Consider the following 25587-nt stretch of genomic DNA (forward strand, 5'->3'; position numbering starts at 1 on the left):
ATGCCTTGCTCATGTTGTGTCTGGCACCCGGCCCGGCGGGCCGGGCGCACGCCGCACCCAGGTGCGGCGCCGGGTCCAACTGGCGATCCCCCCGCGAGGGGGGCCTGAGCCAGGCAGGAGCGCCCGAGCCGGTGATCCCGTCAGTTGCCCAGAATGTCGCGCAGGATATTGTCGACCGCGCGGCCCAGCTCCTGGCCAAGGTTCGGCCCCTGGCGGCGGCGGCGCTCGCGGCGGGTCTCCTGCGGCGGCGGTGCGATCGGGGCGGGCTCCAGCATCGGCAGCGGTTTCGGCTCCAGTCCCTCATGCACCCGCACCATGGTCTCGCGCCAGATCTCGGCCGGCAGGCCGCCGCCGGTCACCCCCGACAGTGGCGTGTTGTCGTCATAGCCCATCCAGACACCGGCCACATAATCGGCGGTGAAGCCGATGAACCAGGCGTCCTTGGCGGCCGAAGTGGTGCCGGATTTGCCCGCAGCCTGCCAGCCCGGGATCTGCGCCCGCTGGCCGGTGCCGCCGGCAATCACCTTCTCCATCATCCAGACCAGCTGCTGCGCTGCCTCGGGGCGGATCACCCGTTCGCCAATGCCGCCGCTGGCCCCCATCAGCGCCTCATTGTCCTCGACAAGCTTCAGCTCTGTCATGCCATAAGGCGTCACCGAGGAGCCGCCGTTAAGGATGCCTGCATAGGCCCCGGTCATTTCCAAGAGCGAGCTTTCGGACGCCCCCAGCGCCAGCGATGGCCCGGCGGCCAGGTCGCTGTCGATTCCGAAGTCCTTGGCCACCCGGCTCACCTTGTCGCGGCCCACCGCCTCCGAAATCTTCACTGCCGGCACGTTCAACGAGTCGCGGAGCGCCCGCGCCAGTGTCACCTCACCATAGAACTTGCGGGTGTAGTTGTCGGGGCACCACTGGCCGGAGCCGGGAATGTTCAGGCAGTATTTTGCATCCAGCACCCGGTCATATGGCGAATAGCCAAGCTCAAGCGCGGTGGCATAGACAAAGGGCTTGAAAGCAGACCCGGTCTGCCGCTTCGCCTGGGTGGCCCGGTTGAACACACCCGACACGCGGGTCTTGCGCCCGCCCACCATGGCGCGCACCGCGCCATCGGCGCTCATCACCACAATCGCCGCCTGCGCCTTGGAGCCCTCGCGGACTTTGTTCTCGAAAACGTATTTCAGCGCCTCTTCTGCAGCGGCCTGCAGGCGCTGGTCCATGGTGGAGCGGACTACAACATCCTCGGTGGTCTGGTCGCCCAGGAACTCCGGAATGCTGTCCATCACCCAGTCGGCAAAATAGCCGCCTGCCCGCGCCGCCGCGGCTTCGCTCAGCTCTGCCGCGTTGTCCTGGTACTTCTGCATCTCCGCCGTGGTCAGGTAGCCCTGCTCCTGCATCAGCCGCAGCACGGTGGCGGCCCTGTCCTGCGAGCGCTGCAGGTTGTTGGTCGGCGCCAGCGTCGAGGGCGCGGTCAGCAGACCCGCCAGCATCGCGCCTTCGGCCGGGTTCAGCTGGTTTGCCGATTTGCCGAAATAGCGCTGCGCGGCGGCCTCCGCCCCGTATGTGCCGCCGCCCATGTAGGCGCGGTTCATGTAGATCGAGAGGATCTCGTCCTTGGTGTATTTGGCTTCCATCGCCAGCGCAAAGATCGCCTCTGTCCCCTTGCGCCACAGCGAGCCTTTGCGGCAGTCGGCCTCATAAGCGCTTTCGCTCTTCCATTCAGCCGGATCATAGACCTTGCCGAGGCACAGGAGTTTCGCAGCCTGCTGGGTGATGGTGGAGCCGCCATGGCCCGACAGCGGCCCGCGGCCTTCGCTCAGGTTGATGCGCACAGCGCTGGCAATGCCGCGCGGCGAAAGGCCGAGGTGGCGGTAGAACCGCTTGTCCTCAGTCGCGACGATCGCGTTCTTCAGATGCGGCGAGACTGTATCCGCCGTCACCACACCGCCGAACTGATCGCCTCGCCAGGCAAAAACCTCGCCCTCGCGGTCCAGAATGGTGACGGACCCGCGGGCGCGGCCGTCCAGATAGGCGGAAACCTCGGGCAGGCGCGCATACTGAAAGGCCACCGCGAGCCCGACCAGCCCGCAGACCACCATGCCGACACGCCAGGTAAAGCCCCAGATCAGCCGGAAGGCGAAGGCAAACGGCGCCAGCAGCCAGCCGATTACACCGCGTTTCTTGCGCACCGGCCTTGCGCGGGTCTTCTTGCGGCCGAACAACCGCGCCAGCAGCCCCGGCTTCTTGGCCTTGGGCGCGGGTTTCCTGCGCGCAGGTTTCTTGGCGCCAGGTTTGCCCTTGCCGCCTGTCGAATAGCGTTTTTCTGCCACCAGAGGCTTGCGCCCGGATCCTTGTGCCATCGTCTGTTCCTGCCCGGTTTGCCCGTTATCCGGCGACAATACCCTGCCCGCGCCGGATTGTAGAGGGGGCAGAATCCGGACCTTTCCCCTTTGCCAGATGGCCGGTTTTTAAGCGAAGCGGGCAAAAGGCGCAAAATTATTGTGCGCTCGCAGAAAGACGCGCGGAATCTTGCTGCCCTTGGGCTTTGCACGACTCGGAGCTGCGGTTTTGCTGCATGTGCACAATGCATCGGCATGGGGCCGGGGCAGCGCGAAACCTAAGGGATGCAGAGATGAAATTGATCATAGCCGCCATCAAGCCCTTCAAGCTGGACGAGGTCCGCGAGGCGCTGACCGGTCTTGGCGTGAGCGGGCTGATGGTCACCGAAATCAAGGGCTTTGGCGCCCAGGCCGGTCACACCGAAATCTACCGCGGCGCCGAATACGAAGTGAATTTCGTGCCGAAACTGAAGCTGGAGCTGGTGGTGCCCGCCGACCAGGCCGAACAGGCCGTCAGCGCCATCGCCGAAACCGCCCGCACCGGCAAGATCGGTGACGGCAAGATTTTTGTTCTGGATGTGGAACAGGCCGTGCGGGTGCGCACCGGCGAAACCAACCTCGAGGCGCTGTAAGCGCGCCCGGCATGGAGGAAAGACTGATGAAGACCCTGAAACTCCCCCTTGCGGCCCTGGCGCTGAGCGCGCTGCCGGGCCTGGCGCTGGCCCAGGACGGCCCTGCCCCGGGTGTGAATCCGGCGACAGATACCGTGTTCATCCTGAACTCGCTGCTGTTCCTGATCGGCGGCTGCCTGGTGTTCTGGATGGCAGCAGGCTTTGCCATGCTGGAGGCCGGCCTGGTGCGGTCCAAGAACGTGACCATGCAGCTGACCAAGAACATGGCGCTGTTCTCATTGGCCGCCGTGTTCTACTGGCTGATCGGCTATAACCTGATGTATCCGCTGGGCAACTGGGCCGTCGACGGCGTGCTGTCCGGCGTCTTCGGCCCCGGCGTGCTGGAGGCGGTGGGGATCACCGCAGAAGGCGCCGATGATTACTCCTATGCCGCCACCGGCTCGGATTTCTTCTTTCAACTGATGTTCTGCGCGGCCACCGCCTCGATCGTGTCGGGCACCCTGGCGGAGCGGATCAAGCTGTGGCCCTTCCTGATCTTCACCATCATCCTGACCGCTGTGATCTACCCGTTCCAGGCCAGCTGGAAATGGGGCGGCGGCTTCCTGGATCAGATGGGCTTCCTGGACTTCGCGGGCTCCACCGTGGTGCATTCGGTGGGCGGCTGGGCGGCCCTGACCGGCGCGCTGATCCTCGGCCCGCGCATCGGCAAGTACAAGGACGGCAAGACCATTCCGATGCCCGGCTCGAACCTGGCGCTGGCGACCCTGGGCTGCTTCATTCTGTGGATGGGCTGGTTCGGCTTCAACGGCGGCTCGCAGCTGGCGATGGGCTCGATCGGCGACGTGGCTGACATCAGCCGCATCTTCTCCAACACCAACGCCGCTGCGGCTGGCGGTGCGGTGGCCGCACTAGTGCTGACCCAGCTCCTGTTCAAAAAGCCGGATCTGACCATGATCCTGAACGGCGCGCTGGCGGGTCTGGTGGCGATTACTGCCGAACCGCTGACCCCGGGCCTGGGCCTCGCGACCCTGATCGGTGCCATCGGCGGGGTGATCGTGGTCTTTGCGGTGCCGTTCCTGGACAAGCTGCAGATCGACGACGTGGTCGGCGCCATCCCGGTTCACCTGATCTGCGGCATCTGGGGCACCGTGGCCGTGGTCCTGTCGAACCCCGAAGCCAGCCTGCTGACCCAGCTGACCGGCATCGCCGTGGTGGGTGTCTTCACCGTCGCCGCCTCTGCCGTGGTCTGGACCATCCTGCGCGCCACCCTGGGCATCCGGGTGGAGGAAGAGGATGAGGTCAATGGCCTCGACATGGCGGAACTGGGCATGGAAGCCTACCCGGAGTTCTCGCCGAGCTAAGTCCGACCCCGGTAAAAATTGCGCGGCGCCTGTTTCAGGCGCCGCTTTTCCGTTGCCGCGGGGGGCTCCCGCCAGCTGCAGGATCATATCATCACAGGTGATCCCCCCTGGGGCCAGGCGCCGCTGCCGGGGCGCAGGCCGCGGCCTCAGCCCTGGGGGACGACAATCACCTTGGGCGCCTTCTGGTCGCGGTAATCGCGGCGGTCTTCGGCCCGGTCCAGATGATCCTCCACCACGTCCCAGACGCCGGTGTCCACGGCTTCATCGCGGCGGTTCTCGCGGCGGTCGGCGCGGTTTTCCACCCGGTCGATAACTTCACCGTTGGCCGCAAAGGCCGGGGCAGCCAGCGGCAGGGCAACGGCGGCGGACAGGATCAGGGCGAGGAAAGATTTTGCGAGGGTCATTTCAGGTCTCCTAGGCAGTGTTGCGCGTGACTTCCGCAAACACAAACGCGGGCCGCTGCCGCTTCCGTCGCCGCCCCCGGGATTACCTTGCGTCAAGCATCAGCCTGCCCCGCGCCAGCGGTGCCACACCCAAGCCTGCAAGGGGCTTGGCGCAGCCAGGGCACGCTGCCAGGCGCGGGAAACCTGCCCTTACGGAACCGCAGATCACCGCTCTTGCGAGCAAAAGTTTTCTGAAAACTTTTGCCTAAGACTTTTCAGAAAAGTCTTAGGCGCCGCCCCAAGAGAAAACGCGCCCCGGAAAGGGCGCGTTCCTGAATTTCAAAGTGCCTCAGGCTCAGACGCCAGCGTCAACAATCGCCTTGGCCAGCACAGGCACGGTCTGCGCATTGAGACCCGCAATGTTCAGGCGGCTGTCGCCCACCATGTAGATGCCGTTGTCGACCCGCATCTTCTCAACCAGCTCCGGCGTGGTGCCAAGGAGCGAGAACATGCCGCGGTGCTGGGCGATGAATCCGAACCGGTCCGACCCGGTCAGCCGCTGCAGTTCGTCCGCAAGGCTCTGACGCAGACCCAGCATACCCAGGCGCACCTCTTCCAGCTCCGCGGCCCAATCGGCGCGCAGGGCGTCGTCGTTCAGGATCATGGTCACCAGACGGGCGCCATGATCCGGCGGGAAGGAGTAGTTCTGCCGGTTCAGGAAGGCCAGGGTGCCTTGGTTCAGCGCCTGCGCGGAGGCATCGTTGGAGACCGCCATCAGCAGGCCGGTGCGCTCGCGGTAGATGCCGAAGTTCTTGGAGCAGCTGGCCGCGATCAGTGTCTCGGGGCAGCTGGAGGCGACCAGGCGCACGCCCAGCGCGTCTTCTTCCAGACCGTCGCCAAAGCCCTGGTAGGCGATGTCGATCATCGGGATCAGGCCGCGCTCGTTCAGCAGCGCAATGACCTCTTTCCACTGCACCTCGTTGAGGTTGGCGCCGGTCGGGTTGTGGCAGCAGCCGTGCAGCAGAACCACGTCACCCTTCTGGGCGCCCTTAAGGTCTTCCATCATGCCGTCGAAGTTCACACCGCGGGTGTCACGGTCGAAGTAACGGTAGACGACGGTTTCGATCCCAACGTAGTTCAGGATCGACACGTGGTTCGGCCAAGTCGGATCCGACACGAAGACGCGCGCTTTGGGGTTGGCCATCTTGATCAGCTCAAACGCCTGGCGCACCGCGCCGGTGCCGCCGGGGGTGGCTGCGGCCGCAATGTTCTCGCGCGCAACCGCATCGCTCAGGATCAGCTTGATCATCGCGTCCGAATAGGCCGGATCGCCGGCCAGGCCGACATAGGACTTGCTGGTCTGCTCTTCCCACAGCTTGTGCTCCGCCGCCTTGATGGCGCGCATCACCGGGGTGACGCCCTCGGCGTTCTTGTAGACGCCGACGCCAAGGTCGATCTTGTCCGCGCGCGGATCGTCACGGTACATCTGCATCAGCGCCAGAATCTTGTCGGCTGGCTGGGGTTTCAGGGTCTCGAACATCAGTTCTCTCCGGTAGCAACGGGAAGGGTCGGGAAGGCACCCCATTCCACCCAGGACCCGTCATAAAGCGAATGATCGGTCTTGCCGATGCGCTCCATGGCGAGGCTGAGGATGGCGGCGGTAACGCCCGATCCGCAGGAAGTAATTGCAGGTTTGGTCAGATCGGCACCGGCACTTTCAAAGGCAGCGCGGATGCCCTCGGCGTCCTTCATGGTGCCGTCTTCATTCAGCACCTGGCCGAACGGCACATTGCGGGAGCCGGGAATGTGGCCCGCGCGCAGCCCCTCGCGCGGCTCCGGCGCGTCGCCGCGGAACCGCTCGGCGGAGCGGGCGTCGATGATTTCGTGGTCGCCCAGCTTGGCGGCGGCAGAGACCTGGGTCACATCGCGCACCATGTGGTTCTGCACCCGCACGGTCATATGGCGGTCGCGGATCACCGGCGGCAGGTCCTCGACCGGGTGCCCCTCGGACTGCCATTTCGGAAAACCGCCATCCAGCACCGCAACATTGGTCTGCCCCATCAGCCGGAACAGCCACCAGACGCGGGCCGCCGAAAACAGGCCGGCACCGTCATAGACCACCACCTGGTGGCCGTCGCCCACACCCATGGCGCGCAGCTTGGACATGAACTTCTCGACCGGCGGCACCATGTGCGGCAGGTCCGAGCGGTTGTCGGAAATCTCGTCGATATCAAAAAACCGTGCGCCGGGGATGTGGGCAGCATCATACTCCGCCTTGGCATCCCGGCCCTGCTGCGGCAGATACCAAGACGCGTCCAGAACCCGCAGATCCGGGTCCTTCAGATGGGCGGCAAGCCAGTCCGTGGAAACCAGCGTCTTCGGATCGTCCTGCATCAAAGCGTCTCCCTATCTGCATATAGCGCCATGGGTACATCCCGTAGCTGGGCGGTGCAAGCTATCCTGTCCCCTCACCTGCCAATGCAAGCATCTTGCGCGTGTTTTACGGAGCAGCAACAAGTTACCTGCATTATTGCTGCAGTTTCAGAAAAGGTATTCGAATGCCCGGCTTGCGCAGCTTTCTTGCATTTTTCTTGTTGTCCACCTGGCTGTCCGCACCGCTTCCCGTGCATGCCAGCTGTACAGCATTCGGAAGCACATGCATAAAAGACAGTGATTTAAAGGCAAATGTCCGGATAGGCACAGGCACGCCAGACTTGCAGGCGCTGATACGGTTTCAGCATTTGACCGATCTGTCGCTGATGGCAGAGCCGGGATTTGAGGCCCAGGTAGACTTGTCTCCTTTAGCTCAACTTCCCAATCTGAAGAAGCTGGCACTGGTGGGACTCACGGTATCCGACCTGGCACCTGTGACCCGGCTGCCGGAACTCAGGCGGCTGAGCCTTGATTCTGTCCGAGCCCGCGACTTCACTCCGCTGTCGCGCATGACCGGACTCGAGCACCTGTCCGTCTGGGGCATAAGCGAGGTGACCGATCTCTCTTTCCTGCGCAGATATACGCGCTTGCAAAGCCTGAATATCGCCGATTCCGGCGTGAGGGACCTGGCACCTTTGGAAGAGATTGAAACGCTGGAGATTCTTCTGGCTTTCAACACTGGGATTTCGGATCTGGCACCGCTCTCTGCCGTGAACCTGCGCGTGATTTGGATCTCCGGATGCCCGGTCGAAAGCTTGGCGCCGCTGGCTGCCTCCAGCGGATTGGAAATGCTGCGTGCTGACGGAAGCCGCCTGCAAAGCCTGGAGGGGCTGCAGAACAAGCCTGCCCTTCACACAGTGATCCTGACAGGCAGCCGCGTGGCCGACCTGACCCCCCTGACAGGAGCAAGCAGCCTGGTGGAATTGGACCTGGCAGACACGCAAGTCCGGGACCTTGCTCCCCTGTCAGAGCTCAAGTTGCTTCGCAGACTGGTATTGGACGGAAGCGCAGTCGCCAGCCTTGAGCCGCTTGCAGGGATAGGCTTGCAGGAACTTTCTGCCGCTGACACTGCCGTGACCAATCTGGCACCGGTCCGGCACATGCAGGAGCTCAAGGAACTTGGCATTTCCCGGACGGGCATCCGGGACCTGGAACCGCTCAAAGGCCTGAAAAAGCTGTCCATCCTGCGCACCATTGGCCTGCCTCAAGAGATCCTCCTCCCGCTGCTGCAGACCGAGAACCTCCGGATCCTCTATGCCGGTCCGGACAGCCGGTCGCAAAGGAGGCTTCTGGGAAAAGATCAGATTGCCAGATACATCACCAGGGCGCCCTAGGATCAGCGCGCGTCCTTCAGCAGCCGCTGCTTCTGGCGGCCCCAGTCGCGTTTGGCCTGGGTTTCGCGCTTGTCATGCAGCTTCTTGCCCTTGGCGATGCCCAGCTTGATCTTGGCGCGGCCCTTGTGGTTGAAATAGATCACCAGCGGCACCAGGGTCATGCCCTTGCGCTGGGTCAGGTTCCACAGGTCCGACAGTTCCTTGCGCGACACCAAGAGCTTGCGGCGGCGGCGTTCCTCATGCTTGAACACCTTGGCCTGGGCATAAGGCGGGATGTAGGAATTCACCAACCACAGCTCGCCCTCTTCCACCGCGGCGTAGCTGTCCGCGATATTGGTGCCATTGCCGCGCAGCGCCTTGACCTCGGACCCCTCCAGCACGATGCCGCATTCGATGTCATCCTCGATTGCGTAATCGAAGCGCGCCCGCCGGTTTTCGGCGATCACCTTGTAGTTCGGGTCTGATGTCTGCTTCTTCTTGGCCATGGGCGGCAGATGTAAGGCCGCGCCGCGGCGGGCGCAAGATGGCGCTTACGCCTTGCGGCTGCGCAGCAGCGTGAAAACACCACTGCCGACGATCACCGCGCTGCCTATCAGGGTCATCGCATCGGGTCGTTCGCCAAAAACCAGCACCCCCAGCACCATGGCAAAGACCAGCCTTGTGTAGCGGAACGGCGCGATGACAGAGATCTCCCCCGCCCGCATCGCCCCCGACAAAGCGTTATAGGCTATCACCCCGATCACCGTGGCCGCCGCGATATCCAGCCAGTTGCGCGCTTCAGGCCAGGCCGCACCGCCGGTCCAGCCCAAGGCAATGACGCCTGCCACCACCAGCATGGCGAATCCCAGGAACCCCAGCTGATGGTTGCTCATGTCCTTCGGCGCTGCGCGGGTGGCCAGATCGCGGCCCGCGAACCCCAGCGTGCCTGCCACCGCAAACAGCGAGGCCGGTTCAAATCCGCTCAGCCCCGGCCGCAGGATCAGCAGCACACCGGCAAACCCCAGCCCGATCGCCAACCAGCGCCGCCAGCCGACGGTCTCGCCAAAAAACACAACCGCCCCTGCGGCCACCACCAAAGGCGTCGCCTGCAGGATGGCCGAGGCAGAGGACAAGGGCGTCAGCGCAATCGCCAGGGTGAAACAGAGCCGCCCCACGACCTCCGCCAAGGAACGCCACAGCATCGGGCGCGTGCCAAAGCCCGGGTGCCAGGGAGCGTGACCCTGCGCACGCGCCAGGCCTGCAAAGACAGCCATGCCGCCAAGGCCGAAGAGGATCAGGATCTGCCCCACCGGCAGGCTGGCGGCGGCGGATTTGATGAACATGTCCTCCAGCGCAAAAGCCGCCATGGCCAGCACCATCAGGAGGCTTCCGCGCAGCGTGTCCATTCCGGTGCTCCTCAAATCCCTGAAACTCAATCACTTGCGCAAGTGGTAGGCAGCCTGGAGAAAATACACAAGTGAAGCACATCAATCCCGCTGCGTCAGACCTGCCTGCCGGTAATGGTGCATGTTGAGAAAGGCCGCACCGGTTTCCAGGCTGCGGTAGCCATGCGGCTGGTCAGCGGCAAAGCGCAGGCCCTGGCCTGCTTCCAGCGGCACCCATTCCCCGTCCTTCAGCACCTCCATCGAGCCATGCAGCACAAAGACCTCCTCGGTCACCCCGGTGTCATGCGGCTGCGACTGGTGGCTCTGGCCCGGCTTCAGCGTGACCTGAAAGGTCTCGGCCCCCAGCAGCGGGTCAAAGGGGAACACGATCTTGACCCCGATGCTGCCGGGAAACTGCACCGTCTCATAAACCCCGGCGGCCTCCCCCACCGGCCGGGTTGCTTCGCCGATCAGCGCGGTCAGCGGCAGGTGGAACCCCTTGGCGATCTTCCACAGCGTGGCAATCGTCGGGCTTGATTCGCCGCGCTCGATCTGCCCCAGCATCGCCTTGCTGACCCCGGTGGCCTCTGCCGCCTTGCTGAGGCTAAGCCCAGCCGCTGCCCGGATTTCCCGCAGGTTCAGGATGATGCCGTCATCGCTCATTGTCGCTGCCCGTCAAAAAAGTCTTGTGCGCTATAACGCACGGAATGTAGTGTGCGCTATAACGCACGAAACCCCTATCCTATCCGGCGCCACAGGAAAACCCGCATGCTCAAGGATCTGAAGCTCTCGCATCTTGTCTCCGGCGCGGTTGCCGTTCTGGTCGGCTACACCGGTTCGGTCGCCATCATCTTTCAGGCGATCGAGGCCGTGGGCGCCACCCAGGCCCAGGCCAACAGCTGGATGCTGGTGCTGGGCCTTGGCATGGGCCTCACCTGCCTGATCCTGTCGCTGATCTACCGGATGCCGGTCCTGACTGCCTGGTCGACGCCCGGCGCGGCGCTGCTCGCAGTCAGCCTCAACGGCGTGCCGCTGGCGGAGGCGGTCGGCGCCTTCCTGCTCTGCGCAGTGCTGCTGACCCTCACCGGCGTCACCGGCTGGTTCGCCGCCCTCTCCCGCCTGATCCCCGACAGCCTGGCCAGCGCCATGCTGGCGGGCATCCTGTTCCAGTTCGGCCTCTCCGCCTTCACATCGCTGCAGACCGACACCGCGCTGGTGGCGGTGATGGGCCTCACTTTCCTCGCGGGCCGCAAGCTGTTCCCCCGCTACTGTATCCCTGGGGTGCTGGCCGCGGGCGTGGCCTGGTGCGCAGGCACCGGCGCTTTTGGCAGCCTGGAGGCGCTGGACCTGACCCTGGCCCGCCCCGAATTCGTCATGCCCGCCTTCTCGCTGCCGGTGCTGATCGGCATCGGCCTGCCGCTCTACATCGTCACCATGTCCTCGCAGAACATGCCCGGCGTGGTGGCGCTGAGGGCCTGCGGCTATGAACCGCCGGTGTCGGCCAGCCTGACTGTCACCGGCCTGGCCTCGCTGATCCTGGCGCCCTTCGGCGGCTTTGCCTTCAACCTCGCCGCCATCACTGCCGCGATCTGCGCTGGCCCCGAGGCGGATGAGAACCCGCACACCCGCTATCTGGCAGGCGCAATGACCGGCCTCGTTTACATCCTGGTGGGGCTCGGCGGCGCCACCGTCATCAGCCTGTTCCTGATCGCACCCAAGGCGCTGGTCGCCGCCGTTGCGGGGCTGGCGCTGCTGGCGACCATCGGCAACAGCCTGTCCGCCGCACTGGCTGAACCGCAGGGGCGCGAGGCGGCGCTGATCACCTTCATGACCACGGTCTCCGGCATCAGTTTCCTGGGAATCGGGGCGCCGTTCTGGGCGCTGGTGCTGGGGCTTGCGGTGAATCACTGGCTAAAAGCCCCCGAACCCGCCCCGGTACGCGCCTGAGAACCACCGCCAGAGACATTTCGCCACTTAAATCCGGCGCAATCTGCGCCAATATTACCGAAGAGAGCCCCGCCCGGTTGCCTTTATTGCGCAAATCGTGTCCCTGAGGGCAAAGACTAAGGGAACCAGCCTGATGCCAAAGTACCGATCCAGAACCTCCACCCATGGCCGCAACATGGCGGGCGCGCGCGGATTGTGGCGCGCCACCGGCATGAAGGACGATGATTTCGGCAAGCCGATCATCGCCATCGTCAACTCCTTCACCCAGTTCGTGCCCGGCCACGTGCACCTCAAGGACCTGGGCCAGATGGTCGCCCGCGAGGTCGAGGCGGCCGGCGGCGTCGCCAAGGAGTTCAACACCATCGCGGTGGATGACGGCATCGCCATGGGCCATGACGGCATGCTCTACTCGCTGCCCTCGCGCGAGGTGATCGCCGACAGCGTCGAATACATGGTCAACGCACATTGCGCCGATGCGATGGTCTGCATCTCCAACTGCGACAAGATCACTCCGGGCATGCTGATGGCCGCCATGCGCCTGAACATCCCGGCGATCTTCGTCTCCGGCGGCCCGATGGAAGCGGGCAAGATCGACATCGCCGATCTGGACATGAAGAAGATCGACCTGGTTGACGCCATGGTCGCCGCCGCCGATGACAAATTCACCGACGAGCAGGTGAAGCACATCGAGGAAAACGCCTGCCCCACCTGCGGCTCCTGTTCGGGCATGTTCACCGCCAACTCGATGAACTGCCTGGCCGAGGCGCTGGGACTGGCGCTGCCGGGCAACGGCTCGACGCTGGCGACCCACGCCGACCGCAAGGAGCTGTTCCTGGAAGCCGGCCGCAAGATCGTCGAGATCACCAAGCGCCACTACCAGGACGAGGAAAAGGGCCTGCTGCCGCGCGAGATCGCCACCTTTGAGGCGTTCGAGAACGCCATGAGCCTGGACATCGCCATGGGCGGCTCCACCAACACCGTTCTGCACCTCTTGGCGATTGCCAACGAGGGCAAGGTCGATTTCACCATGTCCGACATGGACCGGCTCAGCCGCCGGGTGCCCTGCCTCTGCAAGGTCGCGCCGAACATCCACAACGTCCACATGGAGGACGTGCACCGCGCCGGCGGCATCTTCTCGATCCTGGGCGAACTCAGCCGCGCCGGGCTGCTGCACGAGGACTGCCACACCGTGCATACCGCCACCATGGGCGAGGCGATTGCCAAGTGGGACATCAAGGTCGCCAACAACCCGGAGGCCGAACAGCTGTTCAAGGCCGCCCCCGGCGGCGTGCGCACCACCCAGGCCTTCTCCCAGGCCAACCGCTACAAGGAGCTGGACACCGACCGCGAAGGCGGCGTGATCCGCGCCAAGGAACACGCCTTCAGCCAGGATGGCGGCCTTGCCGTGCTGTTCGGCAATATCGCGCGCGACGGCTGCATCGTGAAGACCGCAGGCGTTGATGAGCACATCCTGAAGTTCACCGGCTCCGCCTATGTCTGCGAAAGCCAGGACCAGGCGGTCAACGACATCCTCACCGGCAAGGTTAAGGAAGGCGATGTGGTGGTGATCCGCTACGAAGGCCCGCGCGGCGGCCCCGGCATGCAGGAAATGCTCTACCCGACCTCCTACCTGAAGTCGAAGGGCCTCGGCAAAGCCTGCGCGCTCCTGACCGACGGCCGCTTTTCCGGCGGCACCTCCGGCCTGTCGATCGGCCATGTCTCGCCTGAGGCAGCCGAGGGCGGCACCATCGGCCTGGTGCGCCCGGGCGACACCATCGAGATCGACATCCCCAACCGCACCATCCACCTGGCGGTCTCCGACGAGGAGCTGGCGGTGCGGCGCGAGGAGCAAGACGCCAAGGGCTGGAAACCGGCCGAGCCGCGCAAGCGCAAGGTCTCCAAGGCGCTGAAGGCCTATGCGCTGCTGGCCACTTCGGCGGCAAAGGGCGCCGTGCGCGCGCTGCCGGACGAAGATTGAGGCCATCCGGTCACTAAACACACAAAACCCGCCGCTCAAACGCGGCGGGTTTTCTTTTGCGTCCCGCTCCTGAGACCGCTTCTCAGTTAACGTCCTGCATCAGCCAAGCCCTCCCGCCCCGCTTTGGCCCGCTGGCTGACGCCAGCACGCCACGCGGCGTTGGGCGTGGCGCCGTGCTGGCGCACGGCGCGCCTCCGGCGGGAGTATTTCGGCAAAGAAGAAGCTGCTCTTCCAGATGAGGCACCCGCCCGCGCCGCGCCAGCGGCGCCCGGCCCAAGGCTTTGAGCTGCATCTTTGATGCTGCGGCACAGGCGCGGGAGCTCCTCCTCGCACCCCGGTCCGCCTACTCCCCCAGCTTGGCATGCACCTCGTCCAGGTCGATCTCGCCCATCGGCATCTTGTTGGCCGGGTTCTCGAAATCGTATTTGAACAGCTCGAAATCGCGTTTGTAGATCTCGTAGACCAGATGCATCGACAGGTCGTCGAAATAATCTTCGACCGGATGGGCGCGCTTGGGGCCGTGGCCCTCGCTTTCGTTGAATCGCGGGATCGCGGCCAGGTCCACGGCATGCGGCGTCTCGATCGCGTTCAGCACCCCTTGCATCCCGTCGTTGAACGCCTCGGTCCAGAAAATCTGGTTGTAGCGCCCGCCGTTCAGGATGAATGTCGACACATGCCCCGACATCGCCGACCAGTGGATGTCCGGGTCCATCGGGCGGCGCCAGCGGATGGTATCGCGCGCAAACAGCAGGAAGCGGCGGAAGCTGGCGATCTGGTCGAACTCCTGCTTGCCGTCGTCGCCGCCGACCTCGATCCCGTATTCATAGGCGAGCTTGGGCACCAGGTTGCCGCGGTAGCGGCGGCCGTTGCGCTGGATGCCGCAGATCTTGTCAAAGAACGACGACAGGATGCGGGTGTAGGGATTGCGCACGCAGGTGAAGGCGTAGGACCGCTGCCCCTGCACGTTGCGGGTGATCGGCCCCTGGCTATGCTCCAGCGCCCATTTGTGCAGGCCGTCCTTGGCGTCATGAATGTCGCCGTCAAAGAATGTCCCATGATCGGAGTAATAAAGGATCTGCCCGATCGTCGAGCAGGCGCATTTCGGCACCACCCGGTAGACCACACTCTCACTTTCCGTCATCCAGGTGCCGGGAAACCCCATCTGCTGCCCTCTTGTCCGTCTTTGCCTGTTCCCAGCAGTAATCGCATATGTTTACCGAAACGGGAACTATCTGGTTTATTCGTGCGTACAGCGCGCTTATCAAGGTAAACAATCAGGCAGAACAAGGCAGTCCGTCCCCCCAATGGCAAAAATCGCATATATTCTGCTGTGCCATAAAGACCCCGAAGCGATCATCCAGCAGGCTGAGCGGCTGACGGCGGCGGGCGACTGCATGGCGATCCACTTCGACGGGCGGGCGGCGCCGGAGGATTACCAGCGGATCCGCTCAGAGCTGGCGGACAACCCCAATGTGTCCTTTGCCAGAAAGCGGATCAAATGCGGCTGGGGCGAGTGGTCGCTGGTCAAGGCGACGCTGCATGCGCTGCACAGCGCGGTGGAGGAGTTTCCGCGCGCCACCCATTTTTACATGCTGTCGGGCGACTGCATGGCCGTGAAGACGGCGGAATACGCCCACCGGTTCCTGGACGAGCACGACAAGGATTTCATCGAAAGCTTCGATTTCTTCGAAAGCGACTGGATCAAGACCGGCATGAAAGACGACCGGCTGATCTACCGGCATTTTTTCAATGAGCGCAAGCACAAGCAGCTGTTCTACTGGAGCCACGGCCTGCAGAAACGGCTGGGGCTGCAGCGGGAGATCCCGGCTGATATCCAGGTGCAGATCGGCAGCCAATGGTGGTGCCTGCGCCGCCGCACCGTTGAATGGATCCTTGATTTCATCCGCAAGCGCCGCGATGTGATGCGTTTTTTCCGCACCACCTGGATCCCGGATGAGACCTTCTTTCAGACCCTGGTGCGCCACCTGATTCCGGAGGCGGAGATCGAACCCCGCACCCTCACCTTCCTGATGTTCACCGACTACGGGATGCCGGTGAATTTCTACAACGACCACTATGACCTCCTGCTCAGCCAGGACTTTCTGTTTGCCCGCAAGATCAGCGCCGAAGCCAAGGAGCTGAAATCCCGGCTGGGGCGGCTTTACGCGGCGCAGGGCGTGGAGTTCCGGATCTCCAACGAGGGCAGAAGCCTCTACAACTTCCTGGCCCGTCGCGGCCGTGACGGGCGCCGCTTTGCGCCGCGGTTCTGGGAGACCGAAAGCAGCCTGGGCCGCGAGCGCGAGCTGCTGATCGTGGTCTGCAAGAAATGGCATGTCGCCAAACGCCTGCTGGAGCAGATCCGCCAGGTCACCAACATCCCGGCAATCGAATACCTGTTCAACGAGGAAGACACGCCCCTGCCCGACCTCGGCGGCATCCAGGCGGCACTGATGAAGCGCACCCGCCACCGCCGCGCCCTGATGCGGATGCTGTTTGAGTATTACGAATCCGACAAGCTGATCATCTGCCTGGATCCCGAGGCCATCGACCTGATGAACGATTTCCACTCCGACCGCTCATCGACCCGGTTCCTGCACATCGAATGCGATTTCAGCGACGATTACCTGATCGGCCACGCTCACCGGGTCGGGCTGGCAGGCGAGCGCACGCCGAAGCTGACGCTGGAGCGGCTGCTGCCGACGATCCGCAACGATATCCTGCATGAGAGCGACCGCATCCGCGATGCCGGCTTCAGCCAGCTCTATCAAATGCGGGAAAGCAGCAGCCTGGAGGAGAATGCAGACCAGCTCAGCGGTTTCCTGAATCTGCCCGGTGACAAGACCCGGCAGATTGCCGGGACCCATTATCTGTTTGCGGATTGAACGGGGGAAATACCCCCGAACAGTAAATCTTAGTCTTCCAGCGCGTTGATCATGTCTACGCGGGTGCCGTGACGGCCACCTTCGAACTCCGTGCCCAGGAAGGCATCAACGATTTCCAGCGCCAGCCCTTCGCCGACCACACGGGCGCCGATCGACAACATGTTGGCGTTGTTGTGGGCGCGGATCATCTTGGCCGAGAAGGTGTCGGAGCAGACGCCGCAGCGGATGCCCTTCACCTTGTTTGCTGCCATCATGATGCCCTGGCCGGTACCGCACAGGACGATGCCCAGCGCGCAATCGCCGGAGGCCACCAGCTGCGCCGCGGCGGCGCCGTGCTTAGGGTAGTGGGTGCTTTCCGGGGTCTGCGGGCCGATATCCTCGACCTCCCAGCCCTGCGCTTCGATATGGGCGGCAACGGCCTTGCGCAGTTCAATGGCGGCGTGGTCGCTGGAAAGGGCAATGCGTTTGCTGGCAGTCATGGTCTCGTGGTCCTGTGTCGCAACGGGGGATAAGAGGCTTGGCCCCGTGTTGACCAAGGGACGGGGGCGGCGTCAATCACTTTGTTGCCGCACGCCCGGACCGGCAGGAAACGGAGGGCCTGAAACAGGCCCTCCAATGGATCAGATTTCCACTTCGACGCGGCCGATCGGGTTGGAGCAGCAGGCCAGGATATACCCTGCCTCGATATCCTCCTCCGAGATGCCGCCGTTGTGGACCATATGCACGTCGCCCGCGGTCTTCTTGACCTTGCAGGTGCCGCAGATGCCGAAGGTGCAGCCCGACGGGATGTTGAGGCCCGACGCCTTGGCCACCGCCAGCACCGTATCGGTCTCGGTGCAGTTTGCGGTCACGCCCGACGCGGCAAAGGTGATCTCCGCGGCAGCGGTCTCTTCCGGAACCACATCGTCCAGCTCCGGCGCGTCTGCCTCGGTTTCCACCGGTGCGCCAAAGCTTTCCTGGTTGTAGTTCTCCATGTCGAAGCCGAGGCCGTTCAGCATGTCGCGCACGGCCTGCATGAACGGCTCCGGCCCGCAGCAGTAGACCTCCCGCTCCAGGTAATCGCCGGCGATCAGACCCAGCATGATCTGGTTCAGCTGGCCGCGGTAGCCGGTCCAGACCTGATAGGGATCGTCCTCTTCCACCACGAAGTTCAGCTTAATGCCCGGCACCCGCGAGGCCATGCTTTCCAGCTGCTGGCGCGCGATGATCTCGCTGGGCCGTTTGGCGCAATTGACGAAACAGACATCGGGCGACTGGCCGCGGTCGAACAGGTACTGGGTCATCGACAGGCTCGGCGTGATGCCGGAGCCTGCGGAGATGAACAGGAACTTGCCGTTCGGGCGCTTGGGCAGGGTGAACACGCCCGCCGGGCCGGACGCCTTGAGGAACATTCCGGGGCGCAGGTTGTCCAGCATCCAGCGGGTGCCGATGCTGTCGGCCTGAGCCTTCACCGTGACCGAAATCGACAACGGCCGCGACGGCGAGGAGCTGATGGTGTAGGTCCGCCAGACAGTCCCGCCCGGCACCGGCAGCTCCAGGGTCATGAACTGGCCCGGCTGGTATTTGAACCACGCGCCGGACGGCGCGCGGAAGCTGAAGGTGGCGGTGTTCGGCGCTTCCGGCACGACAGAGACGCATTCCAGCATCTCGTCGTCCTTCCACGCCAGGGTTTCGTCCAGCGTCTCGAAGTTGGCCTGCAGTCCCATCCGCTTACTCCGCCGCGATCAGGTGGCGGCCGGTCAGCGCGCGGGTCAGGTGCTCGGCATACCAGTTGGAGAACTGGATCACGCCGCTTTCCTGCACTTCCGAGTACGGGCCGGGCTCGTAAGCGGGCGAGTTGATGCCCTGCTGATTGTCCTCCACCACGATGCGGTCCTCGTCGTTGGTGGCAACCCACACCTCGGTCAGGCGCTTCAGGTCGTAATCCTGGCCCTCGACCGCATCCTTGTGCACCAGCCATTTGGTGGTGACTTCGGTCTCGGTCGGGCTGATCGGGGTCACCCGGAACACGATGGAGTGATCCGGCAGGAAGTGGTTCCAGGTGGTCGGGTAGTGGAATTTCAACAGCGTGCCCGCATCTGCAAATGGCACCCGGCCCAGCTTCTTGGCGACAGCCGCCTTGCCGTCCAGGGTATAGCTCTCAGCGCCCTCGTTCAGCGGCATCCGTGCCAGCCGATGTTGGCCGCGCCCATCGATAGTGAAGGCCGACGGGATGCCCGCCGCCTCGATCCTGTCGAAGTGCTTCCGCAGATGCGCCGGGGTCTCGCCGCCCTCGATACCGGTGACGGACGGATCCTCGGGGAAGGTCCGGCACAGAGACGGATGGTTGCCGCCGCAGTGATAGCACTCGCGGTTGTTCTCCCAAACCAGCTTCCAGTTGCCGTTCTCGATAATCGAGCTTTCATAGGCGACCTTGGCATTGCCCAGATCATGCGGCTCCAGATAGGGACGGGCCACATCAGCAAAGGCGTCGAAATCCGGCGCCTCATCCGCCAGGCAGATGTAGATCAGGCCCGCCAGGTCGCGGCAATGCACCGGCTTCAGCCCGTGTTTGGAGGCATCGAAGTCCGGCCCCATGTCACGCGCCCACAGCAGCGAGCCGTCCAGCTCATAGGTCCACTGGTGGTAGGGGCAGACCAGCTTTGGCGAGTTGCCCTTCTTGGCCTTGCAGACAACCGAACCGCGGTGGCGGCAGGCGTTGTGGAACGCACGCACCTCACCATCGGTGCCACGCACGATGATGACGTTGTAGGCGCCGACCTGATGGGTCACGAAATTGCCCGCCTTCGGGATCTCGCAGGCGGGAATGGCAAACAGCCACTCGCGGTAGAAGATCTGGCGCATGTCCAGATCCAGCACGCCCGGATCGGTGTAAAACGCCTGCTCCAGGGAATAGTTTTTCTGACGGGCCACCAGTTTGGCCAGAATTTCGCTGTCGTGAAGCATCTGCTTCTCTCCTTTGCCGCAACCCCGCGGCAGGTTGGCTTGGGTGCGGGCATGGGGAGAGAGATTGCAGGCCACGCGCCTGCAACCGCCCCGCCGCCACCCGCGGTTGACGTTTTCCTGGCAAGGCTGGTTTCCGGACTGTCCCGGGGCCGTTAGGCGGCGGGGCCTGGCACCTTCCCGAAGGATCTCCTTCAGTGGTCATTGCCATGCCTTGCCCGGGGTCACCGTTGCGGGGGCAGCGCCGGAGTTTCACCAGCTTCCCAATTCTCCGCCCCGAAGGGCGGCACCTTGCTGAGGCGGAAACTGCCCTAATCCCGGCGCAACGGCGAAGACAAATCCGACCCGCCAAAACCGGAAAAAGACATGCAGGTTTTCTGTACTGGCAGCGGAATCACATGCCGGAATCCCAAACCGGCATCCGCCGGTCTGTTTGCGGCAAGCGCTTAACTTTCACGCAGTTACGCAGGATTCACGCGCCCGAATCGATTCGCCGATGCCGCCGGGCGCCCATGAAAAAGGCCGCCCAACCGGCGGCCTTTGCTTACTTCGATTTCCAGGTGTCCAGCCAGCGCCGGAACCGGCCCTTGCGTTCGGCAATGGCGTCTCCCGCCGCATAGAGGCTGTCCTCGGCGCTTTCGATCATCGGGTCGATCCGCGCCTGCCGGAACCGGCGCCAGCGCACATAAATCGCCCACAGCAGCGCCGCCAGCAGCACCAGGAAAATGATCGAGAACCAGTTGGTGGGCTTGTCCTCCGGCCCCGCCACCGGCTTGATCGTCACCGCATTGGGAAAGATCGACAGGAACTCGTTGCGCCAGCCGTAATGCATCACCGCCACCCATTCCGGGTTCGCCTTGGTGGAGATGCTGTCATTGGCGTCCGTGTACAGGTTCGCGGTGTCGAACTTGAAATAGGGCGGCCAGTTCCAGCCGGTGTCCTCGTTGCGGTAGACCATGTTGCGGCCGTTGCCGCGCACCGCCTGGATGAACTGCACATCGCGGTTGATCAGCTCAGCCGACTGGTCATCCGGCTTGGACCAGAAGATGCGGGTCCAGTCGTTCAGCTCCTGCCGTTCCTCATAGGTGTTGACGATCCGCACCACGTCGTACTGCGGCAGCGTGTAATGCAGGAAGGCGCCGAACAGCACCCAGAAGGAAATCAGGAAAGCCCATTTGATGAAACGCATTGGGGTGGACCTCACATGAAGTTAATGACGTAGATCAGGAGCGCCAGCGCCCCCAGCGGGATGATATAGACCAACAGGATCAGCTTGCGCCGGAACGAACGGTCATATTGTTTCAGCCCCCGCTGGATGAAGGCCGCGCGGTCGCCGGTCAACCCCTTCTCTTTCCAGCGCCGTTTGAGCTTCAGCCGCCGCATCTCGCGCGAGTAGAGGGACACCGCGGCATAGACCACGGTCAGGACCACCAGCAGGATCAGGACAAGGCGGATAAAACCGAACATTACATCTTCCCCCGGCAAGTGCTTCCCAACAGAGGTTCACGTCCGGCACCGAGGGTGGGCGTTTCACGCCCGCCGTCGTGCTGAAAGCACGCCTCCGGCGTGACGGGGGCGGGGACGGGCGTGAACCGGACCGCAAGCGGTCCGGGGAAGGTCAGCAGCAAGCCACAGCTTTTCATCTCAACGCCCCCTCACCCGGTTCACAGCCCCCCAGGGGCCGACCCGGTCGACAATCCCCTTGCGCCGGTTCCGCGGCAGCCTGGGCATCCGCCCCTCCATATCCGGCTCGTGCCCGAACAAAGCCTCGCGCGCGCCGGCCTTGTCCACCGCATATTCCCGCGCCAGGAACTCCGCCGCATAGGCCTTCTTGGTCTCCGGCCAGCCCCGGTACTGGCGGTAGAACTCTTCCTTGTGGCAGATGAACATCTGGCGGAAATCATGCGGGCACAGCTCCGCCAGCAGCATGTTGACCAGATCGCGGCAGGCCGTGTCCGAGGCCCGCAGGGAATAGAAGTAGGCCGGATGGTCCGAGGTGATCCGCGGCCACTTGCCGCCGCCCTCGGCCCAGCGCACCAGCGCCGCCAGCCCCTCGAACTCCTCCGGCAGTTCCTCCGCATGCCGCGCCGCCAGCCGCCGCAGGTCTGACCGCGACAGGCCGGTCAGGTCCCGGCCCTTTTCCGTCAGTACCGAAACCGCCAGGAACCCCATCTTCTGCCGCAGGATCGCCGCGCCATCGACGCCGCGCGCGCGGATTACCGGCTCTGCCAGCCCGTTCAGCTCCAGGAACTTGGCAATTGCATTGCGCTGGGTCAGGTCAAAGACGCGATCCAGCGGCACCCCCTCGGGTTTGGCCCCGCTGGCAATCACCGCCGGATGCTCCACGTCCTGAAACAGGTAAAGCCCGCCGAAATGCGCGGTCCAGAAATTGCCCTGTTCAAAGACCTCATGCTCCAGATGCACCGGATTGCGGGTCACATCGCCGGTCTGCTCCGCCGTCGCGATCATCTCAGCAATCAGCGCATCATCAAACCAGGCATCCTCCCCCGTCTTGAACTGCTCAACCAGCTCCGCCAGACGGTCCGCATGGCGCAGCGTGCCGCGGGTGGTATCCGCCTCGATCCGCACCTGGCGGATGTCGAACAGGCGCGCGGGCGAGGACACCTCAAACACCGAGTTCACCAGCTCGCCGGCAACGGCATCGGTCGCGGTCAGCGCAAACAGCTGGCGTTCATTGACCTCGATGAACCGCCGCAGAATGTCCCGGCTGGTGGAGAATTTCACATGCAAGAGCGGGCAGCGTTTCTGCTCGGTGCTGAGCAGAATGAACTGCCGGTTCACGCCCGCATGGTTCAGATAGTGATCATCCCCCAGCTCATCCCCGATCTCCGGAGAAAAGCCCGAGATATCAACGTGGAAATCGGTGAGAGCCGTGGTCTTGCCGGTCAGATGCTTCAGCGCGCGGTTATAGCGCTCCACCAGCGCGGGCGAGGCCACATGGAAGAGATTGCCGAACATCAGGCCATGCTGGATGAGGCGTTTCATGTGTCCTCCTAACTTCTGGGCCGTCCAGATTCTGCCCACTCTTTCATGCCTTCCAACAGCTCTGGTGTAGGCATGGACAAGAGATCTTCCTCCGTGAAACCCTCTGATAGGCGCTTTTCGAGGAACCACTCCTGAAAGTCCTCGTACTCGCTTACAACTTTGCTTGCCGGGGCTCGTCCAAACTCACCTGTGCTTACAAGCCAATTCCTTACGATTCTGATCGCTTTAGCGTAATCGCCTTCTCGGTTCTGAATATCACGGCCAGCCAGGTCTGAGATAGCCGCTTGATATCTGTAACTTTTTTCTTCTAGAATCAGAATGCGCTTTTCGTTGTAAGGGGCGCCCTTGTACTTACGGCAGCCATAGTCCATCCCAAGTTCGAACGGCATGTTCAGCCGGTAGTATTCACCTTCCACTTTTGATTGGCAGCGGCTCAAGTCGTGGATCGAGTACTTCGACGCCTCTATGAGTTCTTCAATTTTTGCTAACCGCGCTTCTCCACTATCAATCCGCTCCGTGGCAATCCGTGGATTCAGACCAAATCTGATCAAACAGAACAATATCGCTTGGAGAACTCCTTCGTATTCGGCATCAAATGGGCAGTTGATAAACGCATTATTCTGAAAATCACCAGCTGCCATGTCTATCCTTTCGGAGGAAATGGGTCTTTCCCATACGAGTCCCGTGAACGAATCCGGCCATCGCGCCCATGGATGTAAAGCTCAGTGTTTTGGTTCTTTGCAATTTTGCGGGCTTCTTCAATTGCCTCTCTCTGGGTCTTGAAGGTACGGGTCACCTTATCCGAACCAGCTTTGCGTACTCCCCACTTCCCTTCTCTGGGAACTACATGTTGACCTTTTTTCGACATTTAGGCGCCCTCCACTTCATCAAGCAGCATTCACCTAAAACATAAGATCTAACGCGGCAGAATTCTATACAGCTTCACCCCTGCCCCTCCAGATACCGCCGCTTGGCCTCTTCCTGCCGCCCGAAGTCACGCACCATGTTTTCAATCGCCACCTCATCCGACTTGTCGGCATAGCGGAACTCAGAGTCGGCGTAGCGGTTGATCTCCTGCACCACCATGTCGACCGTGATCGGCACCCGCAGCTCCGCAATCATCGCGGATTTGGTCTCGTAATCCTTGAACAGGAACAGCTCCGGGTTCTCCATCCATTCATCCGGCAGCTCAAAATCCATCGCCCGGACCTTGACCGCATCGGTGATGTTCTTGATGGCACGGCCGGTAAACCGCTCATCCGCGGCCTGAATCGCCTTCAGATAGGTGCCCAACTTGGCCAGATCATCCAGCGCGCCAATCTGGTCATGCACCCGGCCAAAGACCTCCGCCAGCCCCGGCTCCTGCGGCCGGTTGTGCGCCTCGAACGAGCGCGCGACGGCCTTCTTGATCTCCTGCGCGCCATAGAGGTCATGTTCACCCAGCGGAATGCTGTGGTTCTTGCCCATCAGCAGGGTCAGGATGTCGATGTAATCCTCTCGCGTCTGCGGCCCGTCCACCAGGAACCGCGCGCCGGCCCGCTGGCGCAGGGCGTCATCCACATTCTCCGGGTAGTTGGAGAACATGCCAAAGGTGCAGTTCCCGCGCACCAAGGTGTTGGCACCGGCAAAGGCCTCCATGAACACCGCCGTCACCTCCTGCTGGCCCGCGCTGGACTGCCGGTCGCCGCGCTTGCCCGCGATCTGGTCGATGTCGTCGATGGTGCCAAAGCCGATGACACCCGGATCAATCACGTTCTGGATGAAGGATTTGGCGTTCTGCCCGGACTTGCCCTGATAGCTGTCGATATTGTCGATGCCGAAATTCTGGTAGCGGAAGGCATAGCCCGTGTTCTGGCAATAATCATGGATCAGCCCCGCCATCATCTGGATCAGGGTGGTCTTACCGGTCCCCGGCTTGCCATCGCCCATAAAGGTGAAGATGAAGCCGCCCATCTCGGCAAAGGGGTTCAGGCGGCGGTCGAAATCATAGGCCATCAGCATCTTGGACAGTCTCAAGGCCTGGTATTTGGCGATATGGTTGCCCACCACCTCATGCGGTTTCTTGAAAGCCATCGTCAGGGTGGTGGACTTCGCCTTGGCCGCCGGTTCAAAGCCGCTGATGGTCAGATCATCCGCCTCCACCCGCCAGGCGGCAGCAGTGAACGCTTCCAGCCTTGGAGCATTCTGCGCCCGAAGGGCTGCCTTCTCCATCAACTGCTCAGCATAGGCCGCCGTGGCCGCAATCAGATGCGCATCGCCGGGCGCGTGCAGCGCCAGCTTCTGGTCCAACTCCCACAACGCCCCGTGCAGGGCCAGCGGCGCGTTGTCGGTCAAAAGCTCCTCCGCCTCGCCCACCTCAGCCTGCGCCTCGCTTCCATGCGGCGCCAGCAGATAGGCCGCGGCATTGGCAAACACATGCGCTGCAATTAGCGCCTCGGCGGCCAGCAGTTCGGTGAACTCCCCCTTGCGCGCCGCATCCAGAGACCCGGCCAGATTGGCCCGTTTCAGATCCGCGAGGCCAGAGACATCCGCATAAGCCTCCCCCATCGCCAGGGAGACCGCCAGCGCCCGCCGCAAGGCGTGCTGCAAGGTCGCCTGAAGGGGCGAGGTCAGCGGATCATCCTCATCCGCCGCCTCGATCCGGGCAATCAGATGCACCCCCTCGGGGCGCGCGGTGGAGCGTGTGACCAGCCCCGGCGTGGTCGAGCGGAAGCGCCGCGTGCGGGCAATCCCTGGCGAGCGCTCCGGCGCCTTGCCCTCCGCCTGCGGCTTGGCAATGCGCGGTGTGTGGTCAAACCCCTCCAGCATCGCCGCCGCAGCCGCGTAATGCTTGCGGATGTCCTCTTCCCGCAGTTCCATCTGATTGCCTGAAATGCTCATCTCACCCTCTCAATCCGTAGCCTGCGGGCCTAAAATCCCACCCGCTTTCATCTTTCCAAAAATACTCCCGACCCGCTGCCCGGCAGGCGGCTTTGCCGCCGAGAGGGGGCT

Annotated in this window: 23 protein-coding genes and 1 riboswitch; of the genes, 6 read left to right on the forward strand and 17 right to left on the reverse strand. The window is 63.2% G+C overall.

What is annotated here, in order from left to right:
• Positions 1 to 140: 140 nt before the first annotated feature.
• Complete coding sequence (locus tag AC58NV_RS11780) at positions 141 to 2354, reverse strand: transglycosylase domain-containing protein (protein ID WP_497227304.1); 2214 nt, start codon at positions 2352 to 2354, stop codon at positions 141 to 143.
• 272 nt (positions 2355 to 2626) lie between these two features.
• Here AC58NV_RS11780 and AC58NV_RS11785 point away from each other — a divergent pair, with 272 nt between their 5' ends.
• Positions 2627 to 2965, forward strand: coding sequence for a P-II family nitrogen regulator (locus AC58NV_RS11785; RefSeq protein ID WP_497227305.1), 339 nt, complete (start codon positions 2627 to 2629; stop codon positions 2963 to 2965).
• Between the two features lie 26 nt (positions 2966 to 2991).
• Positions 2992 to 4326: an ammonium transporter gene (locus AC58NV_RS11790; protein ID WP_497227306.1), complete on the forward strand. Its 1335-nt coding sequence runs from the start codon at positions 2992 to 2994 to the stop codon at positions 4324 to 4326.
• A gap of 146 nt (positions 4327 to 4472) precedes the next feature.
• Here the strand turns inward: AC58NV_RS11790 and AC58NV_RS11795 are convergent, their stop codons facing one another.
• From AC58NV_RS11795 to sseA, 3 genes are all read right to left on the reverse strand, one after another.
• The gene (locus tag AC58NV_RS11795; RefSeq protein ID WP_497227307.1) at positions 4473 to 4730 is read right to left on the reverse strand and encodes a hypothetical protein; all 258 of its coding nucleotides are present in this window, start codon (positions 4728 to 4730) and stop codon (positions 4473 to 4475) included.
• A 334-nt stretch (positions 4731 to 5064) separates the two neighbouring features.
• Positions 5065 to 6249, reverse strand: coding sequence for an amino acid aminotransferase (locus tag AC58NV_RS11800; RefSeq protein ID WP_497227308.1), 1185 nt, complete (start codon positions 6247 to 6249; stop codon positions 5065 to 5067).
• Positions 6249 to 7103: a 3-mercaptopyruvate sulfurtransferase gene (gene sseA / locus AC58NV_RS11805; RefSeq protein ID WP_497227309.1), complete on the reverse strand. Its 855-nt coding sequence runs from the start codon at positions 7101 to 7103 to the stop codon at positions 6249 to 6251. Before sseA ends, AC58NV_RS11800 begins: the two co-directional genes overlap by 1 nt.
• A 101-nt stretch (positions 7104 to 7204) precedes the next feature.
• Between sseA and AC58NV_RS11810 the strand changes: the two genes are divergently transcribed.
• Positions 7205 to 8476 (forward strand): leucine-rich repeat domain-containing protein, encoded by a 1272-nt coding sequence (locus AC58NV_RS11810; RefSeq protein ID WP_497227310.1) that lies wholly within the window; start codon positions 7205 to 7207, stop codon positions 8474 to 8476.
• A gap of 2 nt (positions 8477 to 8478) precedes the next feature.
• Here AC58NV_RS11810 and smpB read toward each other — a convergent pair whose 3' ends face one another.
• The 3 genes from smpB to AC58NV_RS11825 form a co-directional block, all read right to left on the reverse strand.
• Complete coding sequence (gene smpB, locus AC58NV_RS11815; protein WP_019297314.1) at positions 8479 to 8961, reverse strand: SsrA-binding protein SmpB; 483 nt, start codon at positions 8959 to 8961, stop codon at positions 8479 to 8481.
• 45 nt (positions 8962 to 9006) lie between these two features.
• Positions 9007 to 9861 (reverse strand): DMT family transporter, encoded by an 855-nt coding sequence (locus AC58NV_RS11820; RefSeq protein WP_497227311.1) that lies wholly within the window; start codon positions 9859 to 9861, stop codon positions 9007 to 9009.
• Between the two features lie 81 nt (positions 9862 to 9942).
• Positions 9943 to 10503 (reverse strand): helix-turn-helix domain-containing protein, encoded by a 561-nt coding sequence (locus AC58NV_RS11825; protein ID WP_497227312.1) that lies wholly within the window; start codon positions 10501 to 10503, stop codon positions 9943 to 9945.
• Between the two features lie 105 nt (positions 10504 to 10608).
• On the opposite strand from AC58NV_RS11825, the gene AC58NV_RS11830 reads away from it, so the two are divergent.
• Together AC58NV_RS11830 and ilvD are read left to right on the forward strand one after the other, a co-directional pair.
• Entirely contained in the window at positions 10609 to 11787 is a 1179-nt protein-coding gene (locus tag AC58NV_RS11830; RefSeq protein ID WP_497227313.1) for a benzoate/H(+) symporter BenE family transporter, read from the forward strand.
• A 133-nt stretch (positions 11788 to 11920) separates the two neighbouring features.
• Positions 11921 to 13765: a dihydroxy-acid dehydratase gene (gene ilvD / locus AC58NV_RS11835; protein ID WP_497227314.1), complete on the forward strand. Its 1845-nt coding sequence runs from the start codon at positions 11921 to 11923 to the stop codon at positions 13763 to 13765.
• A 343-nt stretch (positions 13766 to 14108) separates the two neighbouring features.
• Here ilvD and AC58NV_RS11840 read toward each other — a convergent pair whose 3' ends face one another.
• A complete protein-coding gene (locus AC58NV_RS11840) occupies positions 14109 to 14927 on the reverse strand; it encodes a sulfotransferase family protein (protein ID WP_497227315.1) in 819 nt (272 codons plus the stop codon).
• Between the two features lie 142 nt (positions 14928 to 15069).
• On the opposite strand from AC58NV_RS11840, the gene AC58NV_RS11845 reads away from it, so the two are divergent.
• Complete coding sequence (locus AC58NV_RS11845) at positions 15070 to 16647, forward strand: DUF5928 domain-containing protein (protein WP_497227316.1); 1578 nt, start codon at positions 15070 to 15072, stop codon at positions 16645 to 16647.
• Between the two features lie 29 nt (positions 16648 to 16676).
• Here the strand turns inward: AC58NV_RS11845 and rpiB are convergent, their stop codons facing one another.
• The 9 genes from rpiB to AC58NV_RS11890 form a co-directional block, all read right to left on the reverse strand.
• Entirely contained in the window at positions 16677 to 17126 is a 450-nt protein-coding gene (gene rpiB / locus AC58NV_RS11850; protein ID WP_497227317.1) for a ribose 5-phosphate isomerase B, read from the reverse strand.
• Positions 17127 to 17267: 141 nt separating this feature from the next.
• Entirely contained in the window at positions 17268 to 18353 is a 1086-nt protein-coding gene (locus tag AC58NV_RS11855) for an FAD-binding oxidoreductase (protein WP_497227318.1), read from the reverse strand.
• Between the two features lie 4 nt (positions 18354 to 18357).
• Positions 18358 to 19593, reverse strand: a complete 1236-nt coding sequence (locus AC58NV_RS11860; RefSeq protein WP_497227319.1) for an aromatic ring-hydroxylating oxygenase subunit alpha — start codon at positions 19591 to 19593, stop codon at positions 18358 to 18360.
• Positions 19594 to 19700: 107 nt separating this feature from the next.
• Positions 19701 to 19899: riboswitch (cobalamin riboswitch) on the reverse strand.
• Between the two features lie 235 nt (positions 19900 to 20134).
• Positions 20135 to 20779, reverse strand: coding sequence for a DUF1523 family protein (locus tag AC58NV_RS11865; protein WP_497227320.1), 645 nt, complete (start codon positions 20777 to 20779; stop codon positions 20135 to 20137).
• 11 nt (positions 20780 to 20790) lie between these two features.
• On the reverse strand, positions 20791 to 21057 hold the full coding sequence (locus AC58NV_RS11870; RefSeq protein ID WP_497227321.1) for a hypothetical protein: 267 nt from the start codon (positions 21055 to 21057) through the stop codon (positions 20791 to 20793).
• Positions 21058 to 21234: 177 nt separating this feature from the next.
• Positions 21235 to 22596: a DUF6638 family protein gene (locus tag AC58NV_RS11875; RefSeq protein ID WP_497227322.1), complete on the reverse strand. Its 1362-nt coding sequence runs from the start codon at positions 22594 to 22596 to the stop codon at positions 21235 to 21237.
• Between the two features lie 8 nt (positions 22597 to 22604).
• Positions 22605 to 23237, reverse strand: a complete 633-nt coding sequence (locus tag AC58NV_RS11880; RefSeq protein ID WP_497227323.1) for a hypothetical protein — start codon at positions 23235 to 23237, stop codon at positions 22605 to 22607.
• A gap of 2 nt (positions 23238 to 23239) precedes the next feature.
• Positions 23240 to 23464, reverse strand: coding sequence for a DUF2188 domain-containing protein (locus tag AC58NV_RS11885; RefSeq protein WP_497227324.1), 225 nt, complete (start codon positions 23462 to 23464; stop codon positions 23240 to 23242).
• A gap of 74 nt (positions 23465 to 23538) precedes the next feature.
• Positions 23539 to 25476: an AAA family ATPase gene (locus AC58NV_RS11890; protein ID WP_497227325.1), complete on the reverse strand. Its 1938-nt coding sequence runs from the start codon at positions 25474 to 25476 to the stop codon at positions 23539 to 23541.
• Between the last annotated feature and the right edge of the window lie 111 nt (positions 25477 to 25587).

Source organism: Leisingera sp. ANG49 (genome assembly GCF_059694505.1).